The sequence below is a fragment of the Bacillus cereus group sp. BfR-BA-01524 genome (assembly GCF_022662595.1).
Taxonomy (GTDB): domain Bacteria; phylum Bacillota; class Bacilli; order Bacillales; family Bacillaceae_G; genus Bacillus_A; species Bacillus_A thuringiensis_S.
Genome location: NZ_JAKUDW010000094.1, coordinates 1 through 19,952, shown reverse-complemented (window position 1 = coordinate 19,952; position 19,952 = coordinate 1). Strand labels below are relative to the sequence as shown.

The window sequence follows — 19,952 nt, the reverse complement described above, 5'->3', positions numbered from 1 at the left end:
GGTTTATTAGTATCCTGTTTGGTGCCAGCTTCTTTAGAGTCTTCTACCTGAACAGGAACTGATATAGGCTGAACCATTGTTCCTAAAGGAAAAGCGATTTGAACTGATTTTTCCCCAGTTTTTAAAGTTGAGTTAAACACGGTATCAACTTTAATTTTTCCTTTAGCGTCTTTCAAATTTTCTACTTGATCATTAAATATTAATTTTAATTTATTATCTTTAGCTGTTATAAAATATTGACCAATATTTTTTTGATCTGTTACTAAATTCCCTTGCAAATCTTTAGATACTTTTAATGCAAGTGGTATTTGAACTACTGCTGTATCATTTGCGTGTGCAACTTGTTGATCCTTTATTGACCAAGCGTATTCTACTTGAATGGTTGATCCTATCTTTACTAAGTTGTTAGGATTTAATGCTTCGTCAATAATATGATTCGTTGCATCTTTCATTTCAACAGTGTCAAATAAGGAATCTCCTGTTAAGGTTTCCGCTTTTACTTGATTGTATGGAAAACTAGCAAGTTGCGAAAATAGTACGAATACAATTAAACATACATTGAAAAGTTTTTTCATGTTTCCTCCTCTGAACATTCATTTGTCCATTGGGGACTTATTCCATATGAACAAATGGAATATTAAAAGTATTTGTTATAAGCTATTTATTTTTTGCTATCCCTCCGTTTCGATACGCGTTCTTAGACAAACAGGATTATGTTCAAAGTAGTATTGTTTAACGTAAAACAAAATGTATATTTACACAGTTCTGTGGAAATATACACAATTCGACAAAAAATGTCGAAAAAAATACTGATATAAAGAATGATATCAGACCTTTATATGTGAGATAGTTTTCATGTATACCTAGTAAAAAAGAATGGTTATAAAGGTAAGTTTTACGATACATACTAACCAAGGTAGTGTATCCCTTTGTGAAGGCTTATTTTGCCTTAAAGTTCTGTGGAAATAAAAATCTAGATAGGGTTGGTTTTGGTCAGAATGAAGACAATATGTACTTTGAAAATAGTTGTTTATTTTGTCTAAAGAGAGTTGTGCGATTAGTGGACCGAAGTTGAAAGATGATAGTTTTTTACATTGTTAGAGGAATATAAGGATTACAGAATATTCGACTAACCCGTTACTACGGTCATTTTTGAGACTGTTTAAGCAGTAAAAAAGAAGGTGTTTTCCTCCTTAGTTACAATATCTTTTTAGTAAAGATAAGCTTAAGTAACCTCCGCTAAAGATTATATACTTAAATGATAAAGAGTTCAACAATAGTTCACATATTTTCCCAAAATTAAAAAACGGCTGTTCTATGTGGAATAAATCTACAAAACAGCCGTTTTTTATATTAGATTTCTGTTAAGATTATTGGTTCACCACGTGTTACGACAACGGTATGTTCACATTGTGCAACAAGGCTTTTATCAGGTGTAACGAATGTCCAACCGTCGTCACCGCGCTCAATAATATGATCAGCTTTCATAGAGATGAACGGTTCAACAGCGATAACAAGACCGTCTTTTAGAAGCGCATTATCCATTGGATCATAGTAGCTTAAAATATGATTTGGTGCTTCATGTAAGCTAAGACCAATGCCGTGACCAGTTAAGTTTTGAATAACATTGTATCCACTTTTATGTGCGAAGTTTGAAACAGCACGACCAATTTGATTTTGTTTTGAGCCAGCTTTAACCTTTTTCATTGCTGCCCAAAATGCATCAACTGCTGCTTGGCAAAGCTTCTCTTTTGCTTCGTCTTCTCCAAGTACAAAGGAAATGCCTGTATCTGCATAATAGCCATCAAGTGCAGCAGATACGTCGACGTTTACTAAGTCGCCTTCTTTTAATACACGATCTCCTGGAATACCATGAGCAACTTCTTCATTTACACTAATGCAAGTTACACCTGGAAAATCATATTCTTTTTCAGGTGCAGAAATAGCACCATGCTCATCTAATACTTTTTTACCGATCAAATCAAGCTCTTTCGTTGTCATACCTGGCTTCGCTTCTTTTTTCATTTCTTCACGTGCAAGCGCAACGATGCGGCCGATTTTTCGTAAGCCTTCTAAATCTTGTTCATTACGAATAATCATGAAAACCACTGTCCTTCCTCGAATATATATCTTACCCGATTGTATCATGTTTATTTTCGTCCTGCTACTCGCTTGCAGTATGCGGATTGATTCCTCTCATAAAGAATACATGACAATTGTCATATCGATGTTATGACGCATCATACTGTTTCCTAAGTTTTCCAAGTAATACAATGTAAATATAAGAAACAGCGGGGGTGGAGAGATGGAAAAGATTATTGAAGTAAATGGTGTTTCTAAAACATTTAAACATAAAAACGCAGTAAATAACGTTTCATTTCATGTAAATAAAGGAGAAATCGTAGCATTGCTTGGACCGAATGGTGCGGGTAAAACAACGACGATGTCAATGATGCTTGGATTAAAGGATCCAACGGAAGGAACTGTTTCTATATTTGGAAAGAGTCCAAAGCATAGAGATGTTCGTAATAGCCTCGGTGCGATGTTACAAGAAGTAAGTGTCATTGATAGTATTACAGTCGAAGAGGCAATTGAGTTGTTCCGTAGTTATTATACGAATCCGGTAGAGAAAGCAACGTTATTACAGCTATCAAATTTAGAATCGGAGCGAAAGCAAAGATGTGAGAAATTATCAGGTGGGCAAAAAAGAAGGTTAAACTTTGCACTTGCACTTGCAGGAAATCCAGATTTGCTATTTTTAGATGAACCGACAGTTGGAATGGATATTACGTCTCGAAGAACGTTTTGGGAAACGATTCGAAAGTTAGCAAGTGAAGGGAAAACAATTCTTTTAACGACGCATTATTTAGAAGAAGCAGATGCTTTAGCGAATCGTATCTTATTATTTGCGAATGGAAAGATTATCGCAGATGGTACACCAGACGAAATGAAAGCAACGATTTCGCGAAAAACAATCACATTTTACTCGAAGGAAAGCATTCCTACAAAGTTACTAAAGGAATTACCAAATGTAACAGAAGTAAAGTCAAACGAAGGACGCTTCATTTTAACAACAGAGGATACGGATGCAACTTTAAAAGCCATTTATCAAAGGAGTTTACCTGTAACAGATGTTTCAGTTGAACGTGGAAGCCTTGATGAAGCATTTGAACAGTTCGTCGCAAATCAGAAGGGGGAAATCGCATGAGAGCGTTATGGATGCAGTGTAAAATAGAAATTTTACGTACATTTCGCAATAAATTATTTATCTTTTTCTCATTATTAATGCCTGTTATGTTTTACTACATTTTCACAAATGTTGTTCAAGTACCACAAAACGGAGATGCGTGGAAAGCACACTATTTAATTTCGATGGCAACTTTCAGTATTGTAGGGACTGCACTCTTTAGTTTCGGTGTGAGACTTTCTCAGGAAAGAGGGCAAGGATGGACACATCTTTTGAAAATCACACCACTTCCAGAGGGTGCGTATATAACTGCTAAAATTATTGCCCAAACAGTGGTGAATGCTTTTTCAATCTTAGTTATTTTTATAGCAGGGATATTGATTAATCATGTTGAGTTAACAGTAGGGCAATGGATTGGTGCGGGGGTATGGTTATTGTTAGGGGTAACACCATTTTTAGCGTTAGGAACAGTAATAGGTTCCATTAAGAAAGCGGACGCAGCTGCTGGCTTAGCAAATATCTTAAATATGAGTTTAGCTATAGTTGGTGGGTTATGGATGCCGATTGAAGTATTCCCAAAAATATTAAGAACGATTGGTGAATGGACACCGACATACCATTTCGGAAGTGGTGCGTGGGATATTGTAGCTGGAAAATCAATTGGATGGGAAAATATCGCGGTATTAGGAGGCTATTTCCTTATATTTGTTGTAGTATCAATATATATAAGAAAAAGACAGGAAGCGGTATAAATGATAGAGAAGAAGAGGATTGAGATTTTTCCGAAACATATGGGATTCTTCCCGTATATGTGGTTTGTTTATCTATTATTTCCAATTTATCACTTAGCGCAGGCATCAGGATGGAAGCTTGTAATAGGAAGCGGTATGTTGATAATTTTTATCGTCACATACCGTCAGCTTTATTTTGTTCAGAGGACGTTTGTTTTTTGGGCGTGTATTCAAATGGTACTCATCTTTTTATTTGCTTTATTTTATAATCCTTTTATGATATTTTTTGGCTTTTTCACAGCAAGTGCGATGGGATTTGCGCCAAATAAGAAAGTATTTCGAGTGCTGTTATGTTCGTTAGTTATAATGCTTGGAGCATTTTTATTTGTAAATATGAGTCAACTAACAACTACAAGTTTAGTAAATATCGTTCCGATGTTTATTTTAATGCTTCTTACGCCATTTGGTATGCGCAATTTTAATCAGAAAAAGATGTTAAGAAATCAATTAGATGAAGCAAACGAGCAAATTAAAGACTTAGTAAAACGTGAAGAACGGCAGCGGATTGCAAGAGATCTTCATGACACATTAGGGCATACGTTATCTCTTATTACTTTGAAAAGCCAGCTCGTTGAGAAGTTAATTGTGAAAAATCCAGAGCGTGCAAGTGCGGAAGCGAAGGAAATTACACAGACGTCTCGTACAGCCTTAAAACAGCTGAGAGAATTAATTTCTGATATGCGCATGATTACGGTAGAAGAAGAGTTGGAGCAAATAAAAGCGATCTTACAAGCAGCTAATATTGAATTAGAAGTGAGGCAAGAAGCCAGCTCAAGCTCGTTATCACCAATTGAACAAAATATTGTCGGGATGTGTTTACGTGAGGCCGTTACAAATGTTGTAAAACATAGCAAGGCAACGCGGTGCACGGTTTCTATATTAGAATCGCAAGGTGAGCTGATTTTGAAAGTAGAAGATAACGGAATCGGTTTAATGGATCAAAATCATGATGGAAATGGTATCCGCGGCATGAAAGAACGAATTGCTCTTATTGATGGATTTGTTGAACTAGGTGCAATCAATCCAGGGACGCTATTAACAGTAAAAGTTCCAGTTGTTATTAGAACAGGAAAAGATGAGGTGAGGGCATGATTCGAATTATTATTGCAGAAGATCAACGGATGCTTCGTGGTGCATTAGGGGCTCTACTTGATCTAGAAGATGATATTGAAGTAATTGGACAAGCGGCAAATGGGGAAGAGGCCCTAAAATTAATTGAGTCGTTAAAACCAGATATAAGTATTATGGATATTGAAATGCCGATTCAAAGTGGATTAGATGTTGCTGAAACGTTAAAGAAAGAAAAATCATCATGCAAAGTAATGATTTTAACCACATTTGCACGGCCGGGATATTTTGAAAGAGCAATGAAAGCTGGTGTGCACGGCTATTTATTAAAGGATAGCCCAAGTGAAGATTTAGCGGCAGCAATTCGTAATGTAATGAAGGGGAAACGAGAGGTCTCCCAAGATTTAATGTTTGGCTTATGGCAGGAGCAAAATCCGTTATCAGATCGAGAAAAGGAAGTATTGTTGCTTGCGAAAGAAGGAAAGACCGCAAACGAAATTGCGAAGGCACTTTATCTTTCACCGGGTACAGTACGTAATTATATTTCTGAAGTATTAACGAAGCTCGATGCGAAAAATAGAATTGAGGCAATTACAATTGCGGAAGAAAAGGGTTGGATATAAAAAGAAGGTTACCTATGAGAGGTAACCTTCTTTTTATAATTATTGTACTTCTATTACTTGATTTACTTTTTGTAACGACTTGTAACCATGCGCTTCAAATGCCTTTGCAAATTCATTTGATACGTCAGTGCCATATAAATCTTTTGCAGCTTGTACGATGTGAGATTGAAGTGATTCAAAGTCTTCAGCGGAAGTTGCGTAATTTTGCAATGCACGCATAACAACTTTGCTTACTTTTTCATTGCCCTGTTTTTGAACAGCAACACCGTTATATGTTTTACCTTCAGCTAATTGATATAATACGTGACTGATAATACCAGAATTCACGTGTGATTCTTGATTATTACCATCGTTATAGAAATCTTGTAAATTTGTATATAGTTTATGACCGCCGTCACCAATTTCCCTTGGGATGTCACGAATTGTTAGACCACCTAATGTATCGCCCATAATCCAGTTTCCTTTATCTTTCTTTACGTAATATTCGATTTGTGTACCCCAGAAATCCGCTAACCCTTCGTTTAGTGCGGATGTTTCAGCGCTTGGATATCTCACGACTTTATTTTTCGTCGTGCCACTGAATACAGCATGTCCAAATTCATGAGCTGTTACATCAAGAGCTGATGTTAGTTTTCCGTCTAAACCATCACCAAATACCATTTGGTTCCAAGCAGGATGCCAAAATGCATTTACATAGTCTTCTTTTACACCATCACTAACTTCAGTAGAATCAAAACCGTGTACACTAGCAACAACTTTTGAATCTTTATTGTCGTAACTTTTTAGATTATGTTCTTTCTTAAAGTAATCATAAATATCACTCATGTTCTTCATAGCGCCCGCGGCTTCTTTATCTACAAAATTAGGGGTGCTACTTGAAATTAGTGTCCCTGGATAACCAGCTTGACTATATCCCCCGAGGGAATCGGCGTAGTTTGCATTATAAATATAAATACCATTTCCGCGTGATAAATCGGCTAAATAAAATTTCCCATCAGTTCCTTTGGCAATATTGAAAGAGATGTTTTCTTGAAGTGCATTTTTCCCAGTTCCTTGCTCACTTGCAGAGGATAATCTAGGTGATGTTACTTGATTTATAGTCTTATTCTCTTTGTTTTTAATGAATTTTTCTTGGAAAAGTACTTCGCCAGTTTTTAGATCAACGATAGCATTGCCGTTTATAATTTTTTCATTGTTTTCATAAGTAAATGTAATAACAGTTGCGAATGTATAATAGCCATCTTTTTTCTTATAAACAACGGTTTCGCTAGAGAATTCCGTCTCAGCTGCATCACTTGGAATTTGAACTATATCGCGTAATTTAGATTTCACTTCATTTTTCGACAAAAAATTTGTTATAGTAAGATTAGGTTGTTGATTTAAATTTTGAACAACTTTACCACTAACAGTTGTGATCACTCCATTTTTATCTACTTTTACAATGAGATCTTGGCCATATACTTTATAGTTTTTATATGTTTGTGCAAGGCGAACTTCGGTTTGATTTTCTTTGGTTTCTTTATTTGTAGGTTGGAAATCTACATTTTTTTCAGTAGTGACTTGTTCTTGTTGAGCTTTAGCCCCATTTACCTCACCTTTTAAATATTTTTTAGCAATATTTTCTTTCGTATCATTTTGAGGTTGTGTTAATTTCCCGATTGTTAAACCAGGCTGAGCGATTTCAACTTTTACTTCACTTTTGTCCAATTTTTGAGCATGAATAGCTTCTGTTGATAAAGGATAAAGAAGACCGAATGTAACGAAAGCACTGGCAAGTTTTCTATAATTCATCTATAACACTCCTAATCTATTATTATATGTGAGATGAATTGTATGAAAAATTTGCCGAATTTTATATATATTATGCATTATTTCATATCAAAAATTGTCGAATTCACATTATTGTAGTGGTATGACAACTTAAAAAATTAGATTGTTATAATGGGATGGTGAGTAAGTATGCAAGCAGAGAAATTAGGAAGTGAAATTAAGAAAATTAGAGTGTTGAGAGGATTAACACAAAAACAGTTATCCGAGAACATATGTCATCAATCGGAAGTAAGCAGAATTGAATCGGGCGCAGTATACCCAAGTATGGATATATTGCAAGGTATTGCAGCAAAATTACAAATTCCCATTATTCATTTTTATGAGGTACTCATTTATTCGGATATTGAAAGAAAAAAACAGTTTAAAGATCAAGTCATTATGCTTTGTAAGCAAAAAAGATATAAAGAAATTTATAATAAAGTATGGAATGAGCTGAAAAAGGAGGAATATCATCCTGAATTCCAGCAATTTCTTCAATGGCAATATTATGTAGCTGCTTACGTATTGAAAAAAGTCGATTACGAATATTGTATTTTAGAATTAAAGAAATTGCTCAATCAACAATTGACAGGAATAGATGTATATCAGAATCTTTATATTGAAAACGCAATTGCAAACATTTATGCTGAAAATGGCTATTTGAAGAAGGGTATTGATTTATTTGAACAAATATTAAAACAATTAGAGGCATTGCATGATAATGAAGAATTTGACGTGAAGGTAAGGTATAATCATGCAAAAGCATTATACTTAGATAGTCGATATGAAGAATCACTTTATCAAGTAAATAAAGCGATTGAAATATCATGCCGAATTAATAGTATGGCATTAATTGGACAGCTATATTATCAAAGAGGTGAATGCCTAAGGAAGTTGGAGTATGAAGAGGCAGAGATTGAAGATGCATATAAGAAGGCAAGTTTCTTTTTTGATATATTAGAAATGCATGCATATAAAGAAGCGCTTGTAAATAAAATCAGCAGATAAACAACCTAAAAAGTGGATATGCATAATTGCATACAATGTGAATAAATTTTCATGATATATTAAAAGTAAAAAATGTGGGTGATGGAATATGAAGAAATTACTTATTGGTAGTTTATTAACGTTAGCAATGGCATGGGGTATTTCATTAGGTGATACAGCATTAGAGAAAAGTCAAATAATTTCTCATAATGATCAAGAGGTACAAGTAGCTGCAGATTTACCTTTTGAGTTTTAAAAAACAACCGCCTTATTTAGACGGTTGTTTTTTTATGGAGTAACATCCAAACGTCTTTACTAGAAACAGGTTTGCTAATAAAGAACCCTTGAATGTGATCACAATTTTGTCTATGTAAAAAGTCCCATTCTTCTTCTGTTTCTACACCTTCTGCAATCACTTCTAAATTTAGTTCTTTTGATAGTGTAATAATGGAAGAGACAATTGCTTCTTCTAAAGGGCTAGTTGTAATTCCACAAATAAACTCTCGAGCAATTTTTAATGTGTTGATTGGATATTTTGTTAAATAAGCTAAAGAACTATAACCAGTTCCAAAGTCATCGATTGAAATTTGAATACCGAGATTTTGAAGTTGTTCTAGTTTTGCAACTACAGATTGATTTTGATTAATTGCGATGCTTTCCGTAATTTCAATATCTAGTGCTTCTGGTTTCAGTTCTGTTTCTTCCAACACCTTTGAAATAGTTGGGATTAAATCTGCATGGTTAAATTGAACAACAGATAAATTCACACCAACCTTTAAGTGAGAAAAACCTTGATTATGCCATCTTTTTGCCTCTAAACAGGCAGTACGTAAAATCCAATTACCAAGTTCAATAATAAAACCAGTTTCCTCTGCTAGAGGGATAAATTGGGCAGGAGATACGATACCGAGTTTTGGATGCTTCCAACGTATTAATGCTTCAAAACCGATAATTTGTTTTGTTTTTGTGCTTACTTGTGGCTGGTATTCAAGGAAAAATTCATTTTGTTGTAATGCTTTTGAAAGTTCACCTTCTAAGAATTGAATTTCATTTTGAGCGATACTCATTTCTTTTGAGAAGAAAACAAATCTGTTTTTTCCATTTGCTTTCGCACGATACATAGCCATATCAGCATTTTTCATTAACTCATTTACATCAGTTCCATAATCAGGGTACATCGCAATTCCGATACTTGGTGTAATAGAGAGTTCTTCGCCTTGAATGAAGAATGGTTTATTTAAAATAGTTAAAATCTGTTCAGCTATAAAAATTGCACTTTTTTCTGAGTACATTTCTGGTAATAGAATTGTAAACTCATCTCCACCTTGGCGAGCGACGACATCTTTTGAACGCAGGCAACCGCGTAATCTTTTTGCTACTTCAATTAATAATAAATCTCCGACGTCATGACCAAGTCTATCGTTAATTTTTTTAAATCGATCTAAATCAAGGAATATGACGGCGACATCATTTGCGTTAGTTTGTGCTGTATTCAAAATGGCTTTTAAATCTTTTTCGAATTTTCGGCGATTTGGTAATCCAGTAAGTGCATCATGAAAGGCTAAATGCTCTACTTGTTTTTGTTTTTCATATAAAGTGGTAATATCACGCGCTATCCCAAACATTCCGACCACTTCTTTGTTTATAAAGGTAGGGATAAGTGTAATATGGAGATAATAATAATAGCCTTCTTGTTCTTTTGTACGAACTTCTAACGTTTGTGGCCTACCTTCCTTCGTAATTTGTAAAGCCTTCTTTAGTAGTTCGTGGTCTTTTGAATCAATGAAGTGTACCAGAGAATAGCTTTCCACTTCGCAATAATAGGCAGTAAATAAGCTTTCGCATGCCTTATTAGATTGTTGAAAAATACCATTCATATTTAAAGAGAAAACGGCATCGGGATGATCTTCGAATAAAGATTTATAGCGTTGTTCACTTTTTGATAATGCAAATGCACCTTCTTCAACTTCATCCTCTAGTTGTGTAGTCAACTGTTCGTATGTATGGATTAGTGCTTGATTATCTTTCCACATGTAAAGTTGCCGCAAGAATAACAAAATAAGTGATAACACGAGGCCGATTAACATGAATTTATCATCCCAAGGTTGAATGATAATAAAGGAAAAAGTAATAATTATACTAAAATAAGGTAGTATAAAACGTATATAATCGAATCGATAATATTTTGCTTTCGTTTCATGTTGCATTGGTTTATCCAAAATATATAGTATGGAAGAAAGTCCAATTAATAAAATAGAAGCAGTGTGTATTAAATAATTAATTTCAACGGAAGTTTTCATCCCAAAATTCAATTGAAACAGATGAATATAACCGTATACGAGTATAATAGTGAAACCGATAATTAATGCGATTCTACTAGAAGAATATTGTTCTCTTCTATATAGGCTAATAACGGCGTAAATTACTAATGATTGTGCAATGAAATACCCAATTAAAATCCAAGTATCCTTTGTTAACATGCGGAAGTTTGAAAGATCTAAGATAAAAGTTAAGGTGAAATAAATGTTCATAATAATAATAAAGATGCTATCGAATGAGAATTGAGAAAGTCCCTTAATAGAGTAATTTTTTATAAACTTTATAGCAAATCCAACAAAGAGCAAAATATATTGTATGATAAAAAAAGGTAATGCTTTATATGAAAATATAGATTGATCATGTATGGAAAGTGAACTAAGAAATAGGGTTATTTCCATAACTAATCCACATAGGCAAGTACATAGTAATAAAATCCAAAATAGTTTATCACTGCGTTTCATTTTCTTAATAGCTTTATATAAACAGTGGCAAGAAAAAAGTGCAGCGAAACAGAATAAGAAAAGAATCCCAATTTCCTTTATATGCGACTCGTTTGGAATAAAGAGTATCCAAAGAACAAATATAGATATGTATATTATGACAAATTGTACATACTTTTTTTGATTAATCATATTATGACTCCGTTTCAATAAAGTTGAATCTCGGGGGAATGCTAATTTAAATAATAGCATATAAAATAGGATGTTTTTTACTATAAAAATTACTTTTTTGAAAAAATGGTGCAAAGTTACAATTTACCACTGTAACATTGCACCACTTATTCTTTTAATGCCTCTTATAGCAGAAAGTTCATCTATTAATTGGAATAGTGCTAAGTCTTTTTGTTTACTCTCAATCATAATATCGAAATTATGATTGTTTTTTTTTGCAACGTGTAAGAAGGGCTTAATAAACTCCAAATCGATATATTCAGCATGAGCCCTAAATTCTTTTTCCGATCTCGGGGAGGAAATGTGAACTTTAGGAGAGATATTTGTATGTGACCAAGTTTCAAAAATTGCAGGAAGCAACTCTTCTAGTGGTTCCTCGCAAAAATTGGCCATATGATGATGATAATCAAATACAAATGGGATATTTTCTTTTTGGCAAATTGATAAAGTTTCAGAAGTTGTATATGTTTTATCATCATTTTCAAGAGTCATTTGTTTTTTTATATGTGCAGGAAGTTTTTTTATGTTTTCATGGAAGCGCTCAATTGCCTTTTCTTTATTTCCATAGGCTCCACCTACATGAATATTAATGTAAGAAGAATCTGCAATGCCTATAGCATCCAATATTTTATAATGATAAGTCATATCCGTAATAGCGTTAGTAGTAATATGTGGCTTGTCGCTTGTAAATAACGTAAATTGATTTGGATGAAAACTTATTCGTAAATTGTGTTCTTTAATTAAAGCGCCTATTTTACGCCAAAGTGGTGTGAATACCCCAATATAGTCAAATTCAACTTCGGGATGTGTTGCAAGTGGAACGATGGAAGACGATAGGCGATATAGCGGGATTTCATGCGCTATATTGTAATGAAGGATACGTATTGTGTGCTCTAAATTTTGCCTTATAACATGGTACAGTTTGTCTTCTCGCTCTTGTTTACTGAGTTTTTTAAAGCTTGTAAACGTCATTGTTTTGGCAGGAGAACAGTCCCAGAGTGCCATTGCATGTGAGACATATCCAAATCGCATAATCATATGAGATACACCTCTTTTATTCATTGTCTTTCCTATAAAAAGAAAGCAAACATTGTTCCAATCCATTCCTTTCCTCTATCGATAAGAGAAGGTGGGTTTACATCGCTATAGGAAAGTACGGATGCATTCTCTAGATCTTCATGGAATTTATTTTTTACTGTTTGAATGAAATGTTTATTATATAACAGGCAGTTTATTTCATGGTTAATATATAAACTTCTCATATCAAAGTTTGCTGTTCCGATATCACAAATATCATCATCCACTATAATAATTTTGGCGTGAAAAAAACCTTGTTGAAATGCGTAAATATTGCAACCAGCCTGTATTAATTTTCGGCAGTACGGGAATTTTGCTTCTCGAACGAGAGGGTGATCAGCTTTTTCTGGAACGAGAATTGTGATTTGAACCCCTCTTTCTCTTGCTTTTAATAAGGCATCCATAATTTTTTTCCCTGGAATGAAATATGGTGTACCGATAAAGATTTCTTTTTTCGCCTCTCTAATTAAATGTAAAAAAGTATGCTGTAAATAAGCACCATCAGTCGGAATAAATTGATGTAGGATGGTACCTTTGTGTTGTTTTGGAAAATAGGGAGAAGCATTCAATAAATTCTGTTTCGTATCATCAAACCAGTCATGCAAAAATTGCTTTTGTAAATCTTGAACCCCTTCTCCTGTAAGACGTAAATGATAGTCTCGCCATAATCCTAAATTTTCATTATGCCCTAGATATTCTTCGCCGATATTAAATCCCCCGATATAACCGGTTTTCCCATCAATCACTGTAATTTTTCTATGATTTCTTTGATTGGCAGAAAAGAAAGGAAGAGGAAACTTTACCTTATGACAAAATGAAAAAGATACACCATGTTTTTGCAGGGAGCGAATAGATTCGTTTGATAAATAATGGCTGCCAAATCGATCAAGTAAAAGTCGTACTTCAATTCCTTCCTGAGCCTTATCAATCAGCAATTTTAAAAATTCACGACTGATTTTATCGTTTTTTACAATGAAGAATAAAATATGAATGTGGTGCTGTGCTTGTTTTATATCAGTAAATAAGGCATCGTACAAATCTTTCCCGTATGTATAAAGGTGAAAATCACTTTGACGTAAAGGGAAAGTGCGAGAGCTTACCCGTTTTAAATGAAGAAATCTCCCGTATGAAAGGTCAATTGTAATCCAAAGAGCAATGGATATTAACAAAAGAGATAAGTAGAGCATCAGTGAATTCCCTCCTTCGCATTCTTTTCACCTTCAGTGTGTTACAAATGATACGGGTAGCACGGCTGTTATTATAAATTTCATCAGATGATAGTATGTTGCACTGATTAAAGTTTCACTTTACCCCGCTTTAACGGGCAGTAAGCTTCCTGCTTCAAAAATTGATGAATAAGCAGAAGTTAGTTTGGAAATCAACTGCCCGTAAAAGCCCGATTGGTTCAACTAATAGTCAGTGGGGATGAACCCCCCTACTGATTAAAGTTTCACTTTATAGTTTCACCGAAATAAACAGCTTTATGAAAAAATGTGTTGTTCTATAACAAAAAACTGTTGACTGAATGCTCACTCATTATATAATGGGGGTAGGGGATATAATTCAGAAAATTATATATTTTTGAAGATTCAAAAAGAAAGAGGGCTTACAAAGAGAGGGGTAGCATAAAAATGAATAGCTTACTGATCATTAATTGGCTGGCTGCCATTGCTGTTATTGCTTATGCAGGGTATTTGTTTGTATATCTTATACGGACGAGAATGGCCTACATACAATTAGGAAAAAAAATTGAATTTGACCGTCGTTTTAAAGAGCGTTGGGATCTCCTTAAGGTCAATGTTTTCGGTCAGAAAAAGCTGCTGAAAGATAAGAAAAGCGGCATCATTCACGTTATGTTCTTTTACGGATTTATTCTTGTCCAATTTGGAGCAATTGACTTCGTTTGGAAAGGACTCGCACCAGGATCACATCTTCCACTTGGACCACTATACCCTGCATTTACATTCTTCCAGGAAATTGTCACACTTGTTATTTTAATTGCAGTATTTTGGGCTTTTCATAGACGTTATGTAGAAAAGCTTGTTCGTTTAAAACGTAACTTCAAATCAGGTCTTGTTCTTATCTTTATCGGTGGTTTAATGATTTCTGTGCTACTTGGTAACGGTATGGGACTTATATGGCATGGCGAGGAGCTTTCATGGAGTGAACCAATCGCTTCTGCAATCGCTTACGTTTTTAGCGGGATAAATGAAACCGTAGCCATTTCAGTGTTCTATTTTTCTTGGTGGGTGCATTTACTAATTTTGTTAACGTTTTTAGTGTATGTTCCACAATCAAAACATGCGCATTTAATTGCGGGACCAGCTAATGTATTCTTCGGTCGTCTTTCAAACCCAGGGAAGCTTGAAAAGATTGATTTTGAAGATGAAACGCAAGAAACATTTGGTGTTGGTAAAATTGAAGACTTTAGACAAAATCAACTTATTGACTTATACGCTTGTGTAGAGTGTGGCCGTTGTACAAATATGTGTCCGGCAACAGGTACAGGAAAAATGTTATCGCCGATGGACTTAATTTTAAAACTTCGAGATCATTTAACTGATAAAGGAGCTGCGGTAACATCAAAAGCACCGTGGGTTCCAGTAGTTGCCTTCAATAATACACAAGGAAATCAGTTAGCGATGATGGCAGCTGGAAAAGGACAACAAGAATCAGCGGCTACAACGTTCGCTTACGATCCGAGTTTAATCGGAGATGTTATTACAGAGGAAGAGATTTGGGCATGTACAACGTGTCGTAACTGTGAAGATCAATGTCCAGTTATGAATGAGCATGTTGACAAAATTATTGATTTACGTCGATATCTCGTTTTAACAGAAGGAAAAATGGACGCGGAAGCACAACGCGCGATGACAAATATCGAGCGTCAAGGGAATCCGTGGGGTCTGAACCGTAAAGAGCGTGAAACATGGCGCCAAGGTGATGACGAAGTAACAGTTCCGACTGTAAAAGAAAAATCAAAAGCTGGTGAGGAATTCGAGTATTTATTCTGGGTTGGTTCAATGGGATCATACGACAACCGTAGTCAGAAGATTGCAATATCATTTGCGAAGTTAATGAACGAAGCAGGCATTTCATTCGCAATTCTCGGTAATAAAGAAAAGAATTCTGGAGATACACCACGCCGCCTTGGGAATGAATTTGTATTCCAAGAGATGGCGACAAAGAATATCGAAGAATTTGAAAAGGCAGGAGTGAAGAAAATCGTTACGATTGATCCTCATGCTTATAACACATTTAAAAATGAGTATCCGGACTTTGGCTTGCAAGCAGAAGTCTATCATCATACAGAATTGTTAGCTCAGTGGGTGAAAGAAGGGCTCTTAAAGCCTGTTCACGCTATTGAAGAAACAGTTACGTACCATGATTCCTGTTATTTAGGAAGATACAACGAAGTGTACGAAGCGCCACGTGACATTTTGAAAGCGATTCCTGGAGTGAATCTTGTAGAAATGGCACGTAACCGTGAAACTGGAATGTGCTGTGGCGCAGGTGGTGGCTTAATGTGGATGGAAGAAACAACAGGTTCTCGTATTAACGTTGCTCGTACAGAACAAGCATTAGCTGTACAGCCATCCATTATCGGTACAGGTTGTCCATATTGCTTAACGATGATCAGTGATGGAACGAAAGCGAAAGAGGTAGAAGAGAAAGTCCAAACTCTTGATGTGACAGAGATTTTAGAACGATCTGTTATCGGACAGAAAAAAGAAGCGATGTAGTTTGTAAGAATGTATACAACTTTAGAAAGAGGTGCAATGATTGCACCTCTTCTCAACGTAGGGATACCGAGCGAGCGCTCAGTGTTAAAAAATGAAATGGGGGAAAGAAACATGAGTAAAACAGTTATTTTAAGTGCTGCAAGAACACCAGTTGGAAAATTTGGAGGATCTTTAAAAGATGTAAAAGCGACGGAACTTGGAGGAATTGCAATTAAAGCAGCGCTTGAAAGAGCGAATGTTGCGGCTAGTGATGTTGAAGAAGTTATATTTGGAACGGTTATTCAAGGTGGACAGGGACAAATTCCATCGCGCCAAGCTGCAAGGGCTGCTGGAATCCCTTGGGAAGTACAGACGGAAACAGTGAATAAAGTTTGTGCATCAGGGCTTCGTGCGGTTACGTTAGCGGATCAGATTATTCGTACTGGCGATCAATCACTGATTGTAGCTGGCGGTATGGAGTCGATGAGTAACAGTCCTTACATTTTACGCGGAGCAAGATGGGGATACAGAATGGGAAACAACGAAGTTATTGATTTAAACGTTGCTGACGGTTTAACATGCGCATTTTCAGGTACACACATGGGTGTTTATGGCGGAGAAGTTGCGAAGGAAGATGGAATTTCTCGCGAAGCGCAAGATGAATGGGCATATCGTAGCCATCAGCGTGCGGTTTCAGCGCATAAAGAAGGACGTTTTGAAGAGGAGATTGTGCCAGTAACGATCCCGCAAAGAAAAGGCGACCCTATTGTCGTTGCAAAGGATGAGGCGCCGCGTGAAGATACAACGATTGAAAAGTTAGCAAAGTTAAAACCAGTATTTGATAAGACAGCAGCGGTGACAGCTGGTAATGCGCCAGGACTAAACGATGGTGGTGCTGCACTTGTATTAATGAGCGAAGACAGAGCGAAGCAAGAAGGAAGAAAGCCATTAGCGACAATTTTGGCGCATACAGCAATTGCAGTGGAATCTAAAGATTTCCCAAGAACGCCAGGTTATGCAATTAACGCATTGCTTGAAAAAACAGGCAAGACAATTGAAGACATCGATTTATTCGAGATTAATGAAGCATTTGCAGCGGTAGCAATTGCAAGTACAGAAATCGCAGGAATTGATCCAGAAAAATTGAATGTAAATGGCGGCGCAGTGGCGATGGGACATCCGATTGGAGCAAGCGGAGCGCGCATTATCGTAACATTAATCCATGCACTTAAGCAGCGCGGCGGCGGAATTGGAATTGCTTCGATTTGTAGCGGTGGCGGTCAAGGGGACGCAGTGATGATTGAAGTTCACTAATTAAAGTTCGAGGGTATAAAATTTATTAACAATTAAGGGGGAAGAAAAAATGGGTGTACAAAAGATTGTTGTAATTGGTGCAGGGCAAATGGGATCAGGGATTGCGCAAGTATGTGCAATGGCAGGGTATGACGTGAAGGTACAAGATTTAAAACAAGAGCAATTAGATAGAGGATTGGCTATCATTACGAAAAACTTAGCGCGCCAAGTAGAAAAAGGACGCATGAAGGAAGAAGAGAAGGAAGAAACATTAAATCGTCTTACAGTAACGCTTGATTTAGATTGTGTGAAAGAAGCGGATCTTATTATTGAAGCAGCTGTTGAGAAAATGGATATTAAAAAGAAAATATTTGCGAATCTAGATGAAATCGCACCAGAACACGCTATTTTAGCAACGAATACGTCATCTCTACCAATTACAGAAATTGCAGCAGTAACGAAGCGTCCGGAAAAGGTAATCGGTATGCACTTTATGAATCCAGTTCCAGTTATGAAGCTTGTTGAGATTATTCGTGGTTTGGCTACAGATGATGCGGTATATGAAGCAATTGAAGATATTACGAAAAAAATTGGGAAAGTACCAGTTGAAGTAAATGATTTCCCAGGTTTCGTATCAAACCGCATTTTGCTACCGATGATTAACGAAGCAATTTATACGTTATATGAAGGTGTAGCGACGAAAGAAGCAATTGATGAAGTAATGAAGCTTGGTATGAACCATCCGATGGGGCCTTTGACGCTTGCTGATTTTATCGGTTTAGATACGTGTTTATACATTATGGAAGTGTTGCATGAAGGATTAGGAGATAGTAAATATCGCCCATGTCCGTTATTACGTAAGTATGTGAATGCAGGATGGTTAGGTCGTAAAACAGGTCGTGGATTCTACGTTTACGAATAAATTCCCCCTTTGTTACAAAATAGTGGTCTTACCAAATTGTTAAGAGGATATATAGCAAATGGAGGCGGAGTATATGAACTTTCGTTTTAATGAAGAGCAGCAAATGATGAGGAAAATGGTTCGGGATTTTGCACAGAAGGAAATAGCTCCCTTTGTTCCTAGCATGGAACAAGGGGTGTTCCCAAAAGAGATTTTGCACAAGATGGGTGAGCTTGGATTAATGGGTATTCCAGCGCCTGCGAAATACGGCGGGGCAGAAATGGATTTTATTTCTTACATTCTAGCAATTGAGGAGATCTCAAAGGTAAGTGCAACAGTTGGTGTAATTTTAGCTGTACATACGTCAGTTGGAATGAATCCGATTTTATATTTCGGAACAGAAGAACAGAAGAAAAAATATGTTTCTAAACTTGCAACCGGGGAATATTTAGGTGCATTTGCTTTAACAGAGCCAAATGCAGGATCAGATGCAGGGAGTTTGAAATCAAGAGCTGTGAAAAAAGGCGATCATTATATTATTAATGGATCGAAAGTGTTTATTACAAATGGTGGTGAAGCAAGTACATACATTGTATTCGCTTCTACAAATCCAGAGGCAGGGAAAAGCGGGATTTCAGCATTTATAGTAGAGAAAGATACACCTGGTTTAATCATCGGAAAAGATGAACATAAGATGGGGCTTCTCGGTTCTCGTACAGTACAACTTACTTTTGAAGATATGAAAGTGCCAGCGGAGAATTTACTTGGGGAAGAAGGACAAGGATTCAAGGTGGCGATGGCGAATTTAGATGTTGGGCGAATTGGAATCGGTGCACAGGCGTTAGGAATTGCTGAAGCGGCGCTTGCATGTGCGATTGATTATGCAAAAGAACGAGAGCAATTTGGGAAACCGATTGCGGCGCAGCAAGGGATTGGCTTCAAACTTGCAGATATGGCAACGAGTGTCGAAGCAGCAAGGTTACTCGTATATAGAGCGGCATCTCTTAGGGCACAAGGATTACCATGCGGTAAAGAAGCATCTATTGCAAAATTATTTGCTTCTAAGACAGCGGTTGAAGTCGCGATTGAGGCAGTGCAAGTATTTGGTGGTTACGGTTATACGAAAGACTATCCAGTAGAAAGATTTTTCCGTGATGCGAAAATCACGCAAATATATGAGGGAACGAGTGAAATACAGAAACTTGTTATTAGCCGTGCTTTATAAAAGGACGAGGGGGAGACGGAGATGCATTTTAAACTATCAGAAGAACATGAAATGATAAGAAAAATGGTTCGAGATTTTGCTAAGAATGAAGTGGCGCCAACAGCAGCTGAGCGTGATGAGGAAGAGCGATTTGATCGAGAGTTATTTGATCAAATGGCAGAGCTTGGTTTAACCGGTATTCCATGGCCTGAAGAGTACGGTGGAATTGGAAGCGATTACTTAGCGTACGTAATTGCTATTGAAGAATTATCTCGAGTTTGTGCTTCAACAGGTGTAACA

General features: G+C 36.2%; 17 protein-coding genes. 11 read left to right on the top strand and 6 right to left on the bottom strand.

Features of this window, described 5'->3' with window-relative positions; translation table 11 throughout:
* On the bottom strand, positions 1 to 575 hold a 575-nt coding region (locus MR170_RS24585), incomplete at its 3' end, for an Ig-like domain-containing protein (RefSeq protein WP_242309668.1).
* Positions 576 to 1,353: 778 nt separating this feature from the next.
* Entirely contained in the window at positions 1,354 to 2,148 is a 795-nt protein-coding gene (map, locus tag MR170_RS24580) for a type I methionyl aminopeptidase (protein ID WP_016079625.1), read from the bottom strand.
* Between the two features lie 157 nt (positions 2,149 to 2,305).
* On the opposite strand from map, the gene MR170_RS24575 reads away from it, so the two are divergent.
* The 4 genes from MR170_RS24575 to MR170_RS24560 are packed head-to-tail and all read left to right on the top strand — an operon-like array spanning position 2,306 to position 5,669.
* Positions 2,306 to 3,208, top strand: a complete 903-nt coding sequence (locus tag MR170_RS24575; RefSeq protein ID WP_242309666.1) for an ABC transporter ATP-binding protein — start codon at positions 2,306 to 2,308, stop codon at positions 3,206 to 3,208.
* Positions 3,205 to 3,939, top strand: coding sequence for an ABC transporter permease (locus MR170_RS24570; RefSeq protein WP_242309664.1), 735 nt, complete (start codon positions 3,205 to 3,207; stop codon positions 3,937 to 3,939). Before MR170_RS24575 ends, MR170_RS24570 begins: the two co-directional genes overlap by 4 nt.
* Complete coding sequence (locus MR170_RS24565; RefSeq protein ID WP_029443672.1) at positions 3,940 to 5,070, top strand: sensor histidine kinase; 1,131 nt, start codon at positions 3,940 to 3,942, stop codon at positions 5,068 to 5,070.
* A complete protein-coding gene (locus MR170_RS24560; protein ID WP_016079628.1) occupies positions 5,067 to 5,669 on the top strand; it encodes a response regulator transcription factor in 603 nt (200 codons plus the stop codon). Before MR170_RS24565 ends, MR170_RS24560 begins: the two co-directional genes overlap by 4 nt.
* A gap of 39 nt (positions 5,670 to 5,708) precedes the next feature.
* On the opposite strand, the gene MR170_RS24555 is transcribed toward MR170_RS24560, so the two are convergent.
* Positions 5,709 to 7,460 carry a M4 family metallopeptidase gene (locus MR170_RS24555; RefSeq protein WP_242309662.1) on the bottom strand — a complete coding sequence of 584 codons (1,752 nt, stop codon included), beginning with the start codon at positions 7,458 to 7,460 and terminating at the stop codon, positions 5,709 to 5,711.
* 168 nt (positions 7,461 to 7,628) lie between these two features.
* On the opposite strand from MR170_RS24555, the gene MR170_RS24550 reads away from it, so the two are divergent.
* Entirely contained in the window at positions 7,629 to 8,486 is an 858-nt protein-coding gene (locus MR170_RS24550; RefSeq protein ID WP_001147494.1) for a helix-turn-helix domain-containing protein, read from the top strand.
* Between the two features lie 88 nt (positions 8,487 to 8,574).
* Positions 8,575 to 8,721: a quorum-sensing peptide PapR gene (locus MR170_RS24545; protein ID WP_016079631.1), complete on the top strand. Its 147-nt coding sequence runs from the start codon at positions 8,575 to 8,577 to the stop codon at positions 8,719 to 8,721.
* Positions 8,722 to 8,737: 16 nt separating this feature from the next.
* Here the strand turns inward: MR170_RS24545 and MR170_RS24540 are convergent, their stop codons facing one another.
* The 3 genes from MR170_RS24540 to cls all read right to left on the bottom strand — a co-directional run bounded on the left by MR170_RS24540 (position 8,738) and on the right by cls (position 13,719).
* Positions 8,738 to 11,416 (bottom strand): DUF4084 domain-containing protein, encoded by a 2,679-nt coding sequence (locus MR170_RS24540; protein WP_242309660.1) that lies wholly within the window; start codon positions 11,414 to 11,416, stop codon positions 8,738 to 8,740.
* A gap of 123 nt (positions 11,417 to 11,539) precedes the next feature.
* Positions 11,540 to 12,493: a UV DNA damage repair endonuclease UvsE gene (uvsE, locus tag MR170_RS24535; protein WP_088115122.1), complete on the bottom strand. Its 954-nt coding sequence runs from the start codon at positions 12,491 to 12,493 to the stop codon at positions 11,540 to 11,542.
* Between the two features lie 32 nt (positions 12,494 to 12,525).
* The gene (gene cls, locus MR170_RS24530; RefSeq protein ID WP_242309658.1) at positions 12,526 to 13,719 is read right to left on the bottom strand and encodes a cardiolipin synthase; all 1,194 of its coding nucleotides are present in this window, start codon (positions 13,717 to 13,719) and stop codon (positions 12,526 to 12,528) included.
* A gap of 444 nt (positions 13,720 to 14,163) precedes the next feature.
* Here cls and MR170_RS24525 point away from each other — a divergent pair, with 444 nt between their 5' ends.
* From MR170_RS24525 to MR170_RS24505, 5 genes are all read left to right on the top strand, one after another.
* On the top strand, positions 14,164 to 16,275 hold the full coding sequence (locus MR170_RS24525; protein WP_029443668.1) for a (Fe-S)-binding protein: 2,112 nt from the start codon (positions 14,164 to 14,166) through the stop codon (positions 16,273 to 16,275).
* Positions 16,276 to 16,284: 9 nt separating this feature from the next.
* Positions 16,285 to 17,568, top strand: a complete 1,284-nt coding sequence (locus MR170_RS24520) for an acetyl-CoA C-acetyltransferase (RefSeq protein ID WP_025118040.1) — start codon at positions 16,285 to 16,287, stop codon at positions 17,566 to 17,568.
* Between the two features lie 49 nt (positions 17,569 to 17,617).
* Positions 17,618 to 18,469 (top strand): 3-hydroxybutyryl-CoA dehydrogenase, encoded by an 852-nt coding sequence (locus tag MR170_RS24515; protein WP_029443667.1) that lies wholly within the window; start codon positions 17,618 to 17,620, stop codon positions 18,467 to 18,469.
* Positions 18,470 to 18,542: 73 nt separating this feature from the next.
* A complete protein-coding gene (locus MR170_RS24510; protein ID WP_242309656.1) occupies positions 18,543 to 19,673 on the top strand; it encodes an acyl-CoA dehydrogenase in 1,131 nt (376 codons plus the stop codon).
* Between the two features lie 21 nt (positions 19,674 to 19,694).
* Positions 19,695 to 19,952 (top strand): acyl-CoA dehydrogenase family protein (locus MR170_RS24505; RefSeq protein ID WP_242309654.1); only part of this gene is annotated, 258 nt, incomplete at its 3' end.

Excerpts from the sequence above, each read along its gene's own strand:
- map (WP_016079625.1), bottom strand. The coding sequence starts at position 2,148 with ATGATACAATCGGGTAAGATATATATTCGAGGAAGGACAGTGGTTTTC.
- MR170_RS24575 (WP_242309666.1), top strand. The coding sequence starts at position 2,306 with ATGGAAAAGATTATTGAAGTAAATGGTGTTTCTAAAACATTTAAACAT.
- MR170_RS24570 (WP_242309664.1), top strand. The coding sequence starts at position 3,205 with ATGAGAGCGTTATGGATGCAGTGTAAAATAGAAATTTTACGTACATTT.
- MR170_RS24565 (WP_029443672.1), top strand. The coding sequence starts at position 3,940 with ATGATAGAGAAGAAGAGGATTGAGATTTTTCCGAAACATATGGGATTC.
- MR170_RS24560 (WP_016079628.1), top strand. The coding sequence starts at position 5,067 with ATGATTCGAATTATTATTGCAGAAGATCAACGGATGCTTCGTGGTGCA.
- MR170_RS24555 (WP_242309662.1), bottom strand. The coding sequence starts at position 7,460 with ATGAATTATAGAAAACTTGCCAGTGCTTTCGTTACATTCGGTCTTCTT.
- MR170_RS24550 (WP_001147494.1), top strand. The coding sequence starts at position 7,629 with ATGCAAGCAGAGAAATTAGGAAGTGAAATTAAGAAAATTAGAGTGTTG.
- MR170_RS24545 (WP_016079631.1), top strand. The coding sequence starts at position 8,575 with ATGAAGAAATTACTTATTGGTAGTTTATTAACGTTAGCAATGGCATGG.
- MR170_RS24540 (WP_242309660.1), bottom strand. The coding sequence starts at position 11,416 with ATGATTAATCAAAAAAAGTATGTACAATTTGTCATAATATACATATCT.
- uvsE (WP_088115122.1), bottom strand. The coding sequence starts at position 12,493 with ATGATTATGCGATTTGGATATGTCTCACATGCAATGGCACTCTGGGAC.
- cls (WP_242309658.1), bottom strand. The coding sequence starts at position 13,719 with ATGCTCTACTTATCTCTTTTGTTAATATCCATTGCTCTTTGGATTACA.
- MR170_RS24525 (WP_029443668.1), top strand. The coding sequence starts at position 14,164 with ATGAATAGCTTACTGATCATTAATTGGCTGGCTGCCATTGCTGTTATT.
- MR170_RS24520 (WP_025118040.1), top strand. The coding sequence starts at position 16,285 with ATGTATACAACTTTAGAAAGAGGTGCAATGATTGCACCTCTTCTCAAC.
- MR170_RS24515 (WP_029443667.1), top strand. The coding sequence starts at position 17,618 with ATGGGTGTACAAAAGATTGTTGTAATTGGTGCAGGGCAAATGGGATCA.
- MR170_RS24510 (WP_242309656.1), top strand. The coding sequence starts at position 18,543 with ATGAACTTTCGTTTTAATGAAGAGCAGCAAATGATGAGGAAAATGGTT.